Source organism: Shewanella sp., from assembly GCF_041630135.1.
Lineage (GTDB): Bacteria > Pseudomonadota > Gammaproteobacteria > Enterobacterales > Shewanellaceae > Shewanella.
Genome location: NZ_JBFKLW010000007.1, coordinates 34,900 through 49,675, shown reverse-complemented (window position 1 = coordinate 49,675; position 14,776 = coordinate 34,900). Strand labels below are relative to the sequence as shown.

The window sequence follows — 14,776 nt, the reverse complement described above, 5'->3', positions numbered from 1 at the left end:
CCGGGCAGAGGATTATTGCTGTTCGTTGTCCTGATCGTCCGACAGGCGTATGCCTTTTTCTTTCATCCGCCGTTTCCACAGCTGCCGCGCGAGGCGTTGCATATCAATGGCAGGATCATTTAAATCGACAATCTCGAGTCCCAGCATGGATTCAATAATGTCCTCCTGGGTCACCAGACCCTGGGCTGAGCCATACTCATCAACCACTACGGCAATCTGGGTATTGCGCTTAATCATCAGTTCCAGCAGCGGTAACACTTTTGCAGTTTCGGGCACCGCCAGCAGGCTGCGCTTGATACTGGCAAGATTGGCATCCGGTGAATCATGGGCACCCAGCAGAATATCCGTCCGTGTAACAAAGCCCTGAATATCATCGGTATCATCACCGTAAACCGGCAGACGGCTGAAGGGTTTGACAATGTATTTATCAACAAACTCTTTCTGGGTCATGCTCATGGGCACAGAAAACATCACAGTGCGCGGGGTCATGATGGCGGTAACCGGCATTTCCTTAACCGACAGGATTTGGGTCAGAATGCGTGACTCCTGAGCATCCAGTTCACCGGATTCATGGCCCAAACGCGCCATGGCGCTCATTTCCTGACGTATGTACTGGCCTTCTTCGCCCTTGCCCAGCAGCTTGGTTACTTGCTGCGACATCCAGATCAGCGGTCGGGTGGCTCGCTCCATCCACAGCAGCGCCAGACTTACCGAAGGCGCCAGACTGCGCCAGTAGTTGGCACCAATGGTTTTGGGGATGATTTCAGAGAAAAACAGAATGATGAAGGTCAGTACCGCTGAGAACACGCCCAACATTTCATCGCCAAATACATAGGCAGCCTGGGCACCGGCAACGGCGGCACCCACGGTATGGGAAATGGTGTTCAGGGTGAGAATCGCTACCAGGGGCGCTTCAACGTTATCTTTTTGAGCCCGCAGGCGTTTGGCCGCGGCGGCGTTATCCTGTTCGAGAGATGCAATATAACTTGGGGTGACGGATAACAGAACGGCTTCAAATACGCTGCATAGAAAGGACACGCCAACAGCAACGATTATGATAATAATGAGGGTGACCATATAAGGTACAAACAACTCCATCGTTTAGGTCAATATTGACCGGCGGCAATGGTAACACAGACTTCGTCTGGCTGCTGGCGAAATTGTCGCTGCATCGGTATAATTCGCGACCCCCCGGGTGGGAATAACTGGTTTTTGAGGTTTGTCTGATGAGTGAAAAGAAGATCAATTTGCTGGACCTGGATTTACAGGGACTGAAAGCGCTGCTGACTGAAATGGGGGAGAAACCCTTCCGGGCTCAGCAGATCATGCAATGGATCTATCATTTTGGCGTCAGTGACTTCAGTGAGATGACCAACATCAACAAGGTGCTGCGCGGCAAGCTTGAAGCGCGCTGTGAGATAGTGGCGCCTGAAATCACCAGTTACCAGAAGTCCTCCGATGGCACCATTAAGTTTGCCATTAACGTGGGTCAGGGCCAGGAAGTGGAAACCGTGTACATCCCTGAAGATGACCGCGCTACACTGTGCGTTTCCTCCCAGGTGGGCTGTGCTCTGGAATGTACCTTCTGCTCTACTGCCCAACAGGGATTTAACCGTAACCTTACAGTGGCAGAAATTGTTGGCCAGATATGGCGGGTTTCTCACTTTCTGGGTTTTCAGAAAGAAACCGGCGAGCGCCCGATTTCCAACGTGGTGATGATGGGCATGGGCGAGCCTTTGCTGAACATGGCCAATGTGATCCCCGCCATGAACATTATGCTGGATGATTACGGTTTCGGATTGTCCAAGCGTCGGGTTACCCTGTCAACCTCAGGTGTGGTGCCAGCACTGGATAAGCTTGGCGATATGATTGATGTGGCGCTGGCGGTCAGTATTCACGCTCCCAATGATGAATTGCGGGATGTGCTGGTGCCCATCAACAAAAAGTATCCGCTGCAGCAGTTTCTGGCTTCTATCCGAGGTTATCTGGAAAAATCCAACGCCAACCGTGGCCGTGTGACGGTTGAATATGTGATGCTCGACCACATCAACGACAGCACGGATCAGGCCCATGAGCTGGCGCAGCTGATGAAGGATACTCCCTGTAAAATCAATCTTATCCCCTTTAACCCCTATCCGGGTTCGCCTTATGGCCGTTCATCAAACTCGCGTATTGACCGCTTTGCCAAGGTGTTGATGGAATACGATCTGACAGTGATTGTGCGCAAGACCCGCGGTGATGATATCGATGCCGCCTGTGGTCAGTTGGCAGGTGATATTCGCGATCGCACCAAGCGTTTGGCAAAAAAACGCATGCAAGAAAGCCAGATTTCGGTCACAATGAAATAACTCATTGTTTGCACAAATAATAGGTTTGAGCATGAAGCAAGGATTGCCATTATTATCTGTAATCTTGGTACTGTCTGCGACTGTGTCAGGGTGTGTTACCGAACAAACCTACTCGGGAACAGATACCCCGGTTTCAGAACGCAGTTTTGACAAGGTTGGCGCAGCCAAAGAGCGAACCCAGCTTGGGCTGACCTATTTGCAGCGCGGTAATATGGAACAGGCCAAATTCAACCTCGACAAAGCCATGAGCTATGCGCCGGAGCTGGAAGAGGTGAATGTGGCCATGGCTTACTACTATCAGACGGTGGGGGATGTGCCCCGTACTGAAGATGCTTATCGCCGAGCAGTGCGTTCCCGTGATGCCAGTGGCGATTCCATGAATAACTTCGGCGTGTTTTTGTGTCAGCAAAAGCGATTCGATGAGTCCGAACAAATGTTCCTCAAAGCCATCGAACAACCGAATTACAACCGTACTGCATCAAGCTATGAAAACCTTGGCATTTGCAGTCGTGATGCAGGCCATATAGAAAAAGCGCGACACTACTTTGATATGGCGCTAAAGTATGACCCGAGGCGCGTTTCCACCCTGCTTGAGTTAACAGAAATTGCTCTTGAAATGCAGGATTATTTGGAAGCAAAACAGATGTTGGAACGCCTGCATTCTGTGGTTTCCGATTCACCACAAAGCCTGGCTTTGGGAGTCGAAATCGAACGCCAACTGAACAATACCGATGCCAGCAGCCGTTATGGCATTTTGCTGCTGGCTAAATATCCCGCTTCACCAGAAGCCAAAGCTTATCGGGCCAGTCTGAATCAATGAGCGAAGAATTGAACGTTTCTTCACAAGAACCACAAGAAGTCCCGGAAACCAGTCTGGGTGCCATCCTCAAAGCCGCCCGTGAAGCGCGGGGCATGTCTGTCGCCGATGTTGCGACGGCTTTGCATTTGCGGCCTTCCATAGTGAAAGACATCGAAGCTGATGACTTCAGTAATATAGGCTCGTCGACCTATGTTCGGGGTTACGTTAAAAATTTTGCCCGCATTGTTGATGCGGACCGACAGCAGGTAGAAGCCTGTCTGGCGCGTCAGGTTGCCAGTGTGAGCCAACCTGCCATGCAGAGTTTTTCCCGTAAAACGGTACGGCAGGCACGTGACAGTCGTTATCAAATGGTCACCTGGCTGGTGCTGATAGTACTTATTGTGTTGATGATATTCTGGTGGTTACAGACCAGTAAGTTTTTCAACAGTGCAGGTGTCGACTTTTCCCACCCGACGGCTGAAGAAGTTGAGGCATCCTCAGACACTGATATGACATCAGTTCCTGTGAGCCTCCCTGGTGTGGCAGAAATGGAAGCCCCTGAGTCTGTCAAGGCAGACGATAACGTTGAAGCTAAAGATAATTTACAGGCTGAGAGCGAAGCGACGCTGGAAACGAATCTGGCTCCGGCACTGCAAGAGCCGGTGCAATTGCCAGAGGCGCAACCGGTCCAATTGCCTGAAACAGAAACCGCAGTTTTACCTGACACGCCTGCTTCAATCACTCAGGACACCTTGGCGTTGGCGCTGAGTGCTGATTGCTGGATCCAGGTGAAAGATGCCTCAGGTAAGGTACTGTTCTCTGAGCTGCGTAAAGCGGGTCAGTCGCTGAATATCAGTGGCAAAGCGCCTTTCAGTTTAATCCTGGGAGCCCCCCAAGCCGTTACTGTGACTTTTAACGGTGAAACTGTCGGCCTCAATGAATTTTCCAACGGCAAGGTGGCCCGTTTCACTTTGCCGAAAAACGGTTAAGCACAAGGCATAAGAAGTATTTGACCATGTACAACGAGACCCCTATCAAACGTCGCCCCTCCACCCGGATATACGTGGGTAATGTGCCCATAGGCGATGGTGCGCCTATTGCCGTGCAGTCGATGACCAATACCCGCACCACAGATGTGGCAGCCACGGTGGCGCAAATTCGTGCGCTGGAAAAAGTGGGTGCAGATATTGTTCGGGTGTCCGTACCTACCATGGATGCGGCTGAAGCCTTCAAGCTGATTAAGCAGCAGGTGCAGGTGCCGCTGGTGGCCGATATTCACTTCGATTATCGTATCGCCCTTAAAGTGGCCGAATACGGCGTAGACTGTTTGCGTATTAACCCGGGTAATATCGGTAACGAAGAGCGCATTCGCTCAGTGGTTGATTGTGCCAGGGATAAAAATATCCCCATTCGCATTGGCGTCAATGGTGGCAGTCTTGAAAAAGACCTGATGGACAAGTACAAGGAACCCACGCCCCAGGCGCTGCTGGAGTCAGCTATGCGCCATGTGGATATCCTCGATCGCCTCAACTTTGATCAGTTCAAGGTAAGTGTTAAGGCATCTGATGTGTTTCTTGCCGTGGAGTCGTACCGACTGCTTGCCAAACAAATTCGCCAACCGCTGCACCTTGGCATTACTGAAGCAGGCGGTGCCCGCGCCGGTGCTGTGAAGTCCGCTGTGGGTCTTGGAATGCTGCTGGCTGAAGGTATCGGCGATACCCTGCGTATCTCGCTTGCCGCCGATCCGGTGGAAGAAATCAAAGTGGGTTTTGATATTCTCAAGTCGCTGCGTATCCGTTCCCGTGGCATCAATTTTATCGCCTGTCCGTCCTGCTCCCGTCAGGAATTCGATGTGATCAGCACCGTAAATGAACTTGAGCGTCGCCTTGAAGATGTGACCACCGCTATGGATGTGTCCATTATCGGTTGTGTGGTGAACGGTCCCGGCGAAGCTCTGGTATCGCACCTGGGACTGGCCGGCGGTCATAAGAAGAGCGGCGTGTACGAAGACGGCGTGCGTCAGAAAGAGCGTTTTGACAACGAAAACTTAGTGGATGCTCTGGAAACCAGAATCCGTGCCCGCGCGGCGCTGATGGAAAGTCGCATCCCGGTCAAAGACGCTGGCAGCGACTGACCCCGCGGTTTTACCTTTGACCGCCAACCCCCTATAATGCGGGGCTCCTTTTGCCATTGAATGTGGTGAAAAGTGCTGGTGGCGATACGCCAACAGTTAGAATTACTGATTTTTAAGCTATCCAACGAGTCGATTACAGTGGCAAAACAGATCCAAGCGATTCGCGGAATGAATGACATTCTGCCAACCCAGTCTCCCGTGTGGCAAAAACTCGAAGGCGTTCTGCGCGAGAGCGTAGCCGCCTTTGGTTACAGTGAAATCCGCACCCCCATCGTGGAAAGCACCGATCTTTTCAAGCGCTCTATCGGCGAAGTCACCGACATCGTTGAGAAAGAAATGTACACCTTTGAGGACAGAAACGGCGACAGCCTGACCCTGCGCCCCGAAGGTACTGCCTCTACGGTTCGCGCCGGTAACGAGCACGGTTTACTGTACAACCAGGAGCAGCGCCTGTGGTATACCGGCCCCATGTTCCGTCATGAGCGTCCGCAAAAGGGGCGTTACCGCCAATTCCACCAATTTGGTGTGGAAGTTTATGGCATTGCCAGCGCTGACATTGACGCCGAAGTGCTGATGCTGTCCAACATGCTGTGGCAAAAGCTTGGCCTGACAGAGCACGTAACACTCGAAATTAACACCCTGGGTGACAGCGACGAGCGTGCCACTTACCGCGAAGCCCTGATAGCCTTCCTCGAGCAGCACAAAGACAAGCTCGATGAAGACAGCCAGCGCCGCATGTACAGCAACCCACTGCGGGTGCTGGACACCAAGAATCCTGAGATCCAGACCCTGCTGGCCGATGCCCCCAAGCTGATGGATTACCTGGGCGAGGAAACCAAAGCACATTTTTCCACTTTGTGTGAACTCTTGCAGGCCGTAGGCATCCAATACCGGGTTAACCCCCGTTTGGTGCGCGGGCTGGATTATTACAACCGGACTGTGTTTGAATGGGTCACCGATAGCCTTGGGGCTCAGGGTACTGTGCTTGCCGGCGGTCGTTACGATGGTCTGGTCGGGCAGCTTGGCGGTAAAGATACTCCGGCGGTGGGCTTTGCCATGGGCCTTGAGCGCATAGTGCTGCTGATGGAAACTCTGGAACTGGCTAAAGATGTACCGGCAGCAGTGGACGTGTATGTGACTGCCATGGGTGACAGCTGTGTTGCAGCGGCTTTTGCCATCGCCAACGAGCTGCGTCAGGCCATGCCCGGTGTGCGTATTATGAGTCACTGTGGTGGCGGCAACTTCAAGAAGCAGATTAAACGTGCCGACAAGAGCGGCGCAGCGGTAGCCCTGATTATTGGCGAGAACGAACTGGCCGAGGGCAAGGTGGCCATCAAGCCACTTCGCAACGATAACGAACAACAGCTGGTGGCCCGTGAGGCGCTGGCACAAGCAATCAACGAATTGATTTAAGTCCCTCTACGGGGATGGATTACAAGGGGACGTGCGCGTGGAAATTTATAGCACAGAAGAACAACAGGTAGAGGCCATCAAGAGCTTCTGGAAAGAATACGGTACTTCCATCGTGGTAGGTGCAGTGGTCGGCCTGGGTGGTCTGTACGGCTGGAATACCTATTCAGATATGAAAGTGTCCAAGGCCGAAGCCGCCTCTGTGGCATACCAGCAGCTGAGCGTTAACCTTGCCGACGAAGCGGCGCTGCTCAAAGCAGCCGAGAGCTTCAAGGCCGAGCACAGCCAGGCCGGTTACGAGCTGCTGATTGAGCTGATGGTTGCCAAGAGTGCCGTTGATGCCAAAGATTTTGCTAAAGCAGAAGAATCGTTGAAAAAAGTGATTGCTGCAAAAGACGCTGCGGCGCTTGGCAGTGTAGCGGCACTGCGTCTGGCTCGTATTCAGGCAGAGCAAGGCCAGCAAGCCATCGCACTTTCGACTCTTGATGCCGTGACAGATCCCGCTTTCGATGCCCAACGCGAAGAAATCAAGGGTGACATTCTGGCAAGCCAGGGTGAAACCGATAAAGCCAAGGCGGCCTATCAGGCGGCCATGGATAAAAGCGGCATTTCAGCAAGTCCGATGCTGAAGATGAAGTTGGATAACCTGAACCAGGCATAAGGAATTCGCCGATGAAGTCTTGGTGTAAAAACCTGCTGGCCGCTGGCCTGAGTTTGGCTGTGCTGTCTGCCTGTTCTTCCAACGATGTGGAAGAAGAGCCGGTCAGTGAACTGAAAGAGCTCAATGCGAGTGTATTCCCGCAAATTAACTGGAGCACAAGCGTAGGGGATGGCGTAGGCGACTACTATTCCCGTCTGCGTCCAGCAGTGGAATACGGCAAGATTTATGTGGCAGACCGTGATGGTCTGGTGGTGGCATTTGAAGAAGAGACCGGAAACAAGGTCTGGGAAGCTGACTTCAGTAACCTGTTCAAAGACCGACTGCTGGGTAAAAACAAAGGTGCCCGTATTGCGGCTGGTATCACAGTTGCCCGCGGTAAGGTGTTTATTGGCGGAGAAAGTGGTTTGTTAGGCGCTTTGGATGCCGAAACCGGTGCTGTGGTTTGGAGCGCTCAGGCCTCAGGTGAACTGTTGTCGGCACCAACCGTGGGTGACAACACTGTAGTGGTCAACGCCAGCTCGGGTTCACTCGATGCCTTTGATGTGGACACAGGTGAAAAGCGCTGGAGCTATGAAAATGCCTTGCCCAACCTGACCCTGCGAGGCACGGGTTCTGCGGCTTTCCTGGCGGGTGGTTTCTTTGTAGGCACCGCAGATGGCAAAGTTGCCGTGGTGATCAAGGAAAATGGTCAGGCAGCCTGGGAGCAAGCCATTTACACACCCAAGGGTGGTAATGAGTTCAGCCGCATGGCCGATGTGGATATGACACCACAGGCCGTAGGCGACAACCTGTATGCGGTGAGCTATAACGGTAATCTGGTATCTATGGAGATGCGTTCCGGACGCATTCTGTGGACCCGTAAATATTCGAGCTTCAATGAGCTGGCAACCAGCGGGGTTCAATTGTATCTGGTCGCTGACAATAGTCGCGTCTATGCAGTGGACCGTCGCAACGGCCTGGAGCTGTGGAGTAATTCAGAGCTTGCCAACCGTGAACTCACCTCGCCGGCTGTGGTGGGTAACTACCTGGTGGTGGGTGATTTTGAAGGTTACCTGCACTTTATCGACCGTAACGACGGCACCATTGCCGGTCGTATCGAAATCGACAGCGATGGTCTCTACAGTCAGCCGCTGGTCATTGATGATAAAATATACGTTCAGGGCCGCAGCGGCAAAGTGGCTCGCATAGTACTTCCTTAAGTCAAGGTTCGACCTTGCCAAGCCCCCGGAAGTACACTTCGGGGGCTTTTTATTGAAAAGATTGTAATAGAGGCAAACACATGATCCCAGTAGTGGCCCTGGTGGGTCGCCCCAACGTGGGCAAATCGACCCTGTTCAACCGACTCACGAGAACCCGGGACGCCTTGGTAGCGGACTATCCGGGGTTGACCCGCGATCGCAAATACGGCCGCGCTTACCTGTCTGGCTATGAGTTTATCGTGGTGGATACCGGTGGTATCGATGGCACTGAAGAAGGCATCGAAACCAAAATGGCCGAGCAGTCGCTGGCGGCTATTGAAGAAGCCGATGTGGTGCTGTTTATGACCGACGCCCGTGCCGGTTTGACCGCAGCGGATCTGGGTATCGCCCAACACCTTCGCAGCCGCGAAAAGGTCACCTTTGTGGTGGCCAACAAGGTGGATGGTATTGATGGTGATTCGGCCTGCGCTGAGTTCTGGCAGTTGGGGCTTGGTGAGGTGTATCAGATGGCGGCGGCTCAGGGCCGCGGCGTTACCGGTATGGTGGAATACGCGCTGGCGCCTTTTGCTGAGGCCATGGGCATTACCCGTGATGGTGAGGAAGAAGAAAGCACTTCCGAGCGTTTTTATACTGAAGAAGAAGCCGAAGCTGAGCAGCAGCGTTTGATGGAACAGCCCATCAAGCTGGCGATTATCGGTAAGCCTAACGTAGGTAAGTCGACTCTGACCAACCGTATTCTCGGCGAAGAGCGGGTTGTGGTATACGACCAGCCCGGCACCACCCGCGACTCTGTGTACATTCCCATGGAGCGCGAAGGTCGTCAGTACGTTCTCATCGACACCGCCGGTGTACGCCGCCGCGCCCGGGTACATGAGGTCATCGAGAAATTCTCGGTGATCAAGACCCTTAAAGCGGTTGAAGATGCCAACGTAGTGCTGCTGGTGATTGATGCCCATGAAGGTATTGCCGAGCAGGACCTGGGTCTTCTGGGTTTTGTGCTCAACGCCGGCCGCGCACTGGTGATTGCGGTGAACAAATGGGATGGCCTGGATCAGGACGTTAAAGACAGAGTTAAAACTGAACTTGACCGTCGCCTTGGCTTTATCGACTTTGCCCGTATTCACTTTATCTCGGCGTTGCATGGCACTGGTGTGGGCCACTTGTTTGAGTCTATCGAAGAGGCATATGAGAGTGCTACCCGCCGCGTGGGTACCTCAATGCTGACCCGTATCATGCAGATGGCACAGGACGATCACCAGCCACCAATGGTTAATGGTCGCCGGGTGAAGCTCAAGTACGCCCACGCCGGTGGTTACAACCCGCCTATTGTGGTGGTACACGGTAACCAGGTAAGCAAGCTGCCTGACTCTTACAAGCGTTACATGATGAACTACTACCGCCGCTCACTGAAAGTGGTGGGTACGCCTATCCAGCTGCGCTTCCATGAAGGCGATAACCCGTTCGAGGGCAAAACCGAAAAACTGACTCTGAGTCAGGAGCGTCGTCGCAAGCGGATGATGAGCCATATCAAGGCCAAGAAGTCCTGATAGCAGCCATTCAGCAAAAAGCCGGGCATTGCCCGGCTTTTTTGTACCCAAATTTTGCTGTGACAGCCTCAGATTAGTCGGTAAACACCTGGATCACTTCGGCGCTGAAGCGCCCCGATTTAAGCTGGGTTTCTACTTTGTCACCCGAGCTTAAGTTGGCAGACGATTGCAGCACCTTGCCATCGCTGTCCTTGGTAATGGCGTAGCCCCGTGACAGGGTGGACAGCGGCGATACCGCTTCGAGCTGATGGGCAACCTGTCCAAGGCGGCTGTGGGCGTCTTCAAGGGTGTCTTTCAGCGCGGCGTGCAGCCTTGCATCGAGATAGCCAAGGCGCTGGGCTTCAAGACGCAGCTTTTGTGCCGGAGACTGGCGCTCAAGCCTTGCTTTCAGTCTCTCGAGCAACATGGCTTGGCGGGCAAGGCGTTTGTCCATGGCAGCGCCAAGGCGCAGTTCAAGCTCATCGAGGCGCTGAATTTGCTGCCCCAGCGCCCGCTTGGGGTCGTGTCTGTCGAGCCTTGCCTGTAAGGCGGCAAGCCTGGCCTGGCTGCCAAGCAAATAATGACGCCAGCTTTGTTGCAGACGCGAGAAGGTGGCCGCCAGCTTATGGCCTTTATCACTCTGATCGCCTGAAAGCAGCTCGGCACCTGCCGAGGGGGTGGGGGCGCGCATGTCGGCTACATAATCGGCGATGCTGGTGTCTACCTCGTGGCCCACGGCGCTCACTATGGTCAGGGCGCTGTTGTAGATAGCATGGGCCAGGGCTTCGCTGTTAAAGCACCACAGATCTTCGAGGCTGCCGCCGCCACGGGTAAGCAGAAGCACATCCACCTCCAGCCGCGCATTAGCAAGCTCAATCGCGCGGATGATTTCCCTGTCAGCGTCTTTGCCCTGCACTGCGGTGGGATAAATCACCACCTCTATGCCCGGGTCCCGGCGTTTCAATACATGCAGTACATCGCGTATGGCGGCGCCGGTGGGGGAGGTGATAACGCCAATGCGGCGAATGGACTCAGGCAATGGCCGTTTGGTTTCCAGCGCAAACAGACCTTCGGCGGCAAGTTTCATCTTCAGCGCTTCATACTGTGCGGCCAGCATGCCGTCGCCTGCAGGGAACATGGCATCAATCAGCAGCTGATAGTCACCTCTGGGCTCATATACGCTGATGCTGCCACGCACCAACACCTGCTGGCCATTGGCTGGGCGAAAAGTGACTGTGCTGTTGCGGCCTTTGAACATGGCCGCACGAATTTGCGAGTGGCTGTCTTTTAAGGTCAGATACCAGTGGCCGGAAGAGGGGGAAGAGTAATTGGATATTTCGCCGCTGAGCCAAATCCGGCCCAATTGCCCTTCCAATAACTGCCGTACTTCACCGTTGAGGCGAGAGACGGTATAAACATCATTTTTAGGGGCTTGCATTGAAATTTCCGGGCAAATGGTAATTTTTCACAATTTTGCATTTACCGCTCCCCACTTGCAAGGTATAATGCCGCCGCAATATTTCACCTCTACTTATCCTACCCAAGGGGAGATGTTGCAATGCTACGTTTAATCAAAGAAGCGCTGACTTTTGACGATGTGTTACTGGTCCCTGCGCACTCTACAGTCCTCCCTAATACCGCAATCCTCAAGACTCGACTGACTCAAAAAATCGAGCTCAACATTCCTTTGGTGTCTGCCGCCATGGATACCGTGACTGAAGCGCGCTTGGCAATTGCCATGGCTCAGGAAGGTGGTTTGGGCTTTATTCATAAAAACATGAGCATCGAGGCACAGGCTGAAGAAGTTCGCAAGGTAAAGATTTATGAAGCCGGTGTGGTTCAGGATCCTGTTACCGTGACGCCAAGCACCACGCTGGCTGAGCTGCGAAAACTCACCGAGCGTAACGGCTTTGCCGGCTACCCTGTGGTGAATGAAGCCCATGAGCTTGTTGGTATCATCACTGGCCGTGACGTGCGTTTTGTGACTGACTGGTCCAAAACCGTACAGGAAGTGATGACCCCGAAAGAACGTCTGGTGACGGTTCCTGAAGGCACCAAGCTGGAAGACGTGCAAAAGCTGATGCACACCAACCGTATCGAAAAGGTACTGGTGGTTGATGACAGCTTCTGCCTCAAAGGTCTTATCACAGTAAAAGACTTCGAAAAGGCTGAGCGTAAGCCAAACGCCTGTAAAGATGAGCTGGGTCGTCTGCGTGTGGGCGCAGCTGTAGGTGCCGGTGCCGGCAACGAAGAGCGTGTTGATGCCCTGGTGAAAGCCGGTGTTGACGTACTGCTTATCGACTCTTCCCACGGTCACTCTGAAGGCGTGTTGCAGCGTATTCGCGACACCCGCGCCAAGTACCCTGAACTGCAAATCATCGGTGGTAACGTGGCCACGGCCGAGGGCGCGCTGGCGCTGGTTGAAGCCGGTGTCAACGCGGTGAAAGTCGGTATTGGTCCAGGGTCTATCTGTACCACCCGTATCGTAACCGGTGTGGGCGTGCCACAAATCACCGCGGTGTCTGACGCTGCTGAAGCCGTGAAGCACCTGGGTGTACCTGTGATTGCCGACGGCGGTATCCGCTTCTCCGGCGACCTCGCCAAGGCGCTGGCTGCCGGTGCTTCGTGCATCATGGCAGGCTCTATGTTTGCCGGTACCGACGAAGCCCCGGGTGAAACCGAGCTGTATCAGGGCCGTGCTTACAAGTCTTACCGCGGCATGGGTTCCCTTGGCGCCATGAGCCAGGGTTCATCTGACCGTTACTTCCAGAGCGATAACGCCGCCGACAAGCTGGTACCCGAGGGTATTGAAGGTCGCGTGCCTTACAAGGGCAAGCTCAAGGAAATCATTCACCAGCACATGGGCGGTCTGCGCTCCTGTATGGGCCTCACCGGCTGCGCTACCATCAGGGAATTAGGCGAAAAAGCCCAGTTCGTGAAGGTGACTTCAGCAGGTATGGGTGAGTCCCATGTGCACGATGTGACCATTACCAAAGAAGCCCCCAACTATCGTACCGGTGGCTGATTGAAAAGGGCGGCTCCGGGTCGCCCTTACTGTACCTGATGTCCGGGCCTTAGGGCGCCGGAACAAGATAAATGCCAAACAAGATAAAGGTTTTCCATGAGCAACATTCATGAGCACAAGATACTTATTCTGGATTTCGGCTCTCAGTACACTCAGCTGATCGCCCGCCGTATTCGTGAAATCGGTGTGTATTGCGAACTCTGGGCCTGGGATGTGACCGAAGCGCAGATCCGCGAATTTGCCCCTAACGGTATCGTTCTGGCCGGTGGCCCTGAGTCGGTAACTGAAGAAAATTCACCCCGCGCTCCCGAGTACGTATTTAACGCCGGTGTACCTGTGCTGGGTATTTGCTACGACATGCAGACCATGAGCGAGCAACTGGGCGGCAAGGTTATCCAGGGTGTTGGCGAGCGTGAGTTCGGCTATGCCCAGGTTGAAGTGCTGAGCGACAGTGCGCTCTTGCGTCACATCGAAGACGGCATTTCCGATGCCGGTAAGCCGCTTTTGGACGTGTGGATGAGCCACGGCGATAAGGTATCTGCCATCCCCGAAGGCTTTGTAGCCGTCGCCAAGACCGAAACCTGTCCGTTTGCTGTGATGGCCAACGAAGAGAAAAAGTTCTACGGCGTACAGTTCCACCCCGAAGTGACCCACACCCGTCAGGGCAAGCGCATGCTGGAACACTTTGTGATGGACATCTGTGGTTGTGACAACAAGTGGCAGCCTGCCTCCATCATCGAAGACGCGGTAGAGCGCATCAAGGCTCAGGTGGGCGACGATGAAGTGATCCTCGGCCTCTCCGGCGGTGTGGATTCATCTGTGACAGCCATGCTGCTGCACCGCGCCATCGGCAAGCGTCTGACCTGCGTATTCGTTGACAATGGCCTGCTGCGCCTCAACGAAGCCAAGCAGGTAATGGAAATGTTCGGCGACCACTTTGGTCTCAACATTGTGCACGTGGATGCTGAAAATCGCTTCCTCGAGGCGCTCAAGGGTGAAAACGACCCTGAAGCCAAGCGTAAGATCATTGGCCGCGTATTCGTGGAAATCTTCGACGAAGAAGCTTCCAAGTGCGTAAACGCCAAGTGGTTGGCCCAGGGCACCATCTACCCTGACGTGATTGAATCTGCAGGCAGTGCCACCGGTAAAGCCCATGTGATCAAGTCGCACCACAATGTGGGCGGTCTGCCGGATGACATGGAGCTGGGCTTGGTAGAACCGCTGCGCGAACTCTTCAAAGACGAAGTGCGTAAGATTGGTCTCGAACTCGGCCTGCCATACGACATGCTCTATCGCCACCCATTCCCTGGCCCGGGTCTTGGCGTGCGTGTACTTGGCGAAGTAAAGAAAGAATACTGCGACCTTTTGCGCCGCGCCGATGCCATCTTCATCGAAGAGCTGCACCGCGCCGATCTGTACAACAAGGTCAGCCAGGCGTTCACCGTGTTCCTGCCGGTTCGCAGTGTGGGCGTGATGGGCGATGGCCGTAAGTACGACTGGGTTGTGTCGCTGCGCGCCGTGGAAACCATCGACTTTATGACTGCACACTGGGCGCACCTGCCATACGATTTCCTTGGCCGCGTGTCCAACCGCATCATCAACGAAGTCGACGGTATCTCCCGCGTGGTGTACGACATCTCCGGCAAGCCACCTGCCACCATTGAGTGGGAATAA

12 protein-coding genes are annotated in these 14,776 nt (G+C 54.0%); 10 read left to right on the top strand and 2 right to left on the bottom strand.

All coding sequences use genetic code 11. From position 1 onward, the window contains the following. Nucleotides 1-12: 12 nt before the first annotated feature. On the bottom strand, nucleotides 13-1,077 hold the full coding sequence (locus tag ABYK60_RS03275; protein WP_372870532.1) for a CNNM domain-containing protein: 1,065 nt from the start codon (nucleotides 1,075-1,077) through the stop codon (nucleotides 13-15). 149 nt (nucleotides 1,078-1,226) lie between these two features. On the opposite strand from ABYK60_RS03275, the gene ABYK60_RS03270 reads away from it, so the two are divergent. The 8 genes from ABYK60_RS03270 to der all read left to right on the top strand — a co-directional run bounded on the left by ABYK60_RS03270 (nucleotide 1,227) and on the right by der (nucleotide 10,098). Then, on the top strand, nucleotides 1,227-2,348 hold the full coding sequence (locus tag ABYK60_RS03270; RefSeq protein WP_372870499.1) for a bifunctional tRNA (adenosine(37)-C2)-methyltransferase TrmG/ribosomal RNA large subunit methyltransferase RlmN: 1,122 nt from the start codon (nucleotides 1,227-1,229) through the stop codon (nucleotides 2,346-2,348). A 31-nt stretch (nucleotides 2,349-2,379) separates the two neighbouring features. Continuing rightward, entirely contained in the window at nucleotides 2,380-3,168 is a 789-nt protein-coding gene (gene pilW, locus ABYK60_RS03265; RefSeq protein WP_372870498.1) for a type IV pilus biogenesis/stability protein PilW, read from the top strand. After that, nucleotides 3,165-4,136, top strand: coding sequence for a RodZ domain-containing protein (locus tag ABYK60_RS03260; RefSeq protein WP_372870497.1), 972 nt, complete (start codon nucleotides 3,165-3,167; stop codon nucleotides 4,134-4,136). The genes pilW and ABYK60_RS03260 overlap by 4 nt, the downstream gene beginning before the upstream one ends. 26 nt (nucleotides 4,137-4,162) lie before the next feature. Further along, nucleotides 4,163-5,281 carry a flavodoxin-dependent (E)-4-hydroxy-3-methylbut-2-enyl-diphosphate synthase gene (ispG, locus tag ABYK60_RS03255; RefSeq protein WP_372870496.1) on the top strand — a complete coding sequence of 373 codons (1,119 nt, stop codon included), beginning with the start codon at nucleotides 4,163-4,165 and terminating at the stop codon, nucleotides 5,279-5,281. Nucleotides 5,282-5,419: 138 nt separating this feature from the next. Next, the gene (gene hisS, locus ABYK60_RS03250) at nucleotides 5,420-6,694 is read left to right on the top strand and encodes a histidine--tRNA ligase (RefSeq protein ID WP_372870495.1); all 1,275 of its coding nucleotides are present in this window, start codon (nucleotides 5,420-5,422) and stop codon (nucleotides 6,692-6,694) included. A gap of 37 nt (nucleotides 6,695-6,731) precedes the next feature. After that, the gene (locus ABYK60_RS03245) at nucleotides 6,732-7,352 is read left to right on the top strand and encodes a tetratricopeptide repeat protein (RefSeq protein ID WP_372870494.1); all 621 of its coding nucleotides are present in this window, start codon (nucleotides 6,732-6,734) and stop codon (nucleotides 7,350-7,352) included. Between the two features lie 11 nt (nucleotides 7,353-7,363). After that, entirely contained in the window at nucleotides 7,364-8,551 is a 1,188-nt protein-coding gene (gene bamB / locus ABYK60_RS03240) for an outer membrane protein assembly factor BamB (RefSeq protein WP_372870493.1), read from the top strand. An 80-nt stretch (nucleotides 8,552-8,631) separates the two neighbouring features. Next, complete coding sequence (gene der, locus ABYK60_RS03235) at nucleotides 8,632-10,098, top strand: ribosome biogenesis GTPase Der (protein WP_372870492.1); 1,467 nt, start codon at nucleotides 8,632-8,634, stop codon at nucleotides 10,096-10,098. A gap of 73 nt (nucleotides 10,099-10,171) precedes the next feature. Here the strand turns inward: der and xseA are convergent, their stop codons facing one another. Then, nucleotides 10,172-11,515, bottom strand: coding sequence for an exodeoxyribonuclease VII large subunit (gene xseA / locus ABYK60_RS03230; RefSeq protein ID WP_372870491.1), 1,344 nt, complete (start codon nucleotides 11,513-11,515; stop codon nucleotides 10,172-10,174). Between the two features lie 120 nt (nucleotides 11,516-11,635). On the opposite strand from xseA, the gene guaB reads away from it, so the two are divergent. Together guaB and guaA are read left to right on the top strand one after the other, a co-directional pair. Beyond that, a complete protein-coding gene (gene guaB, locus ABYK60_RS03225; protein ID WP_372870490.1) occupies nucleotides 11,636-13,102 on the top strand; it encodes an IMP dehydrogenase in 1,467 nt (488 codons plus the stop codon). Between the two features lie 96 nt (nucleotides 13,103-13,198). Continuing rightward, nucleotides 13,199-14,776, top strand: a complete 1,578-nt coding sequence (gene guaA / locus ABYK60_RS03220; protein WP_372870489.1) for a glutamine-hydrolyzing GMP synthase — start codon at nucleotides 13,199-13,201, stop codon at nucleotides 14,774-14,776.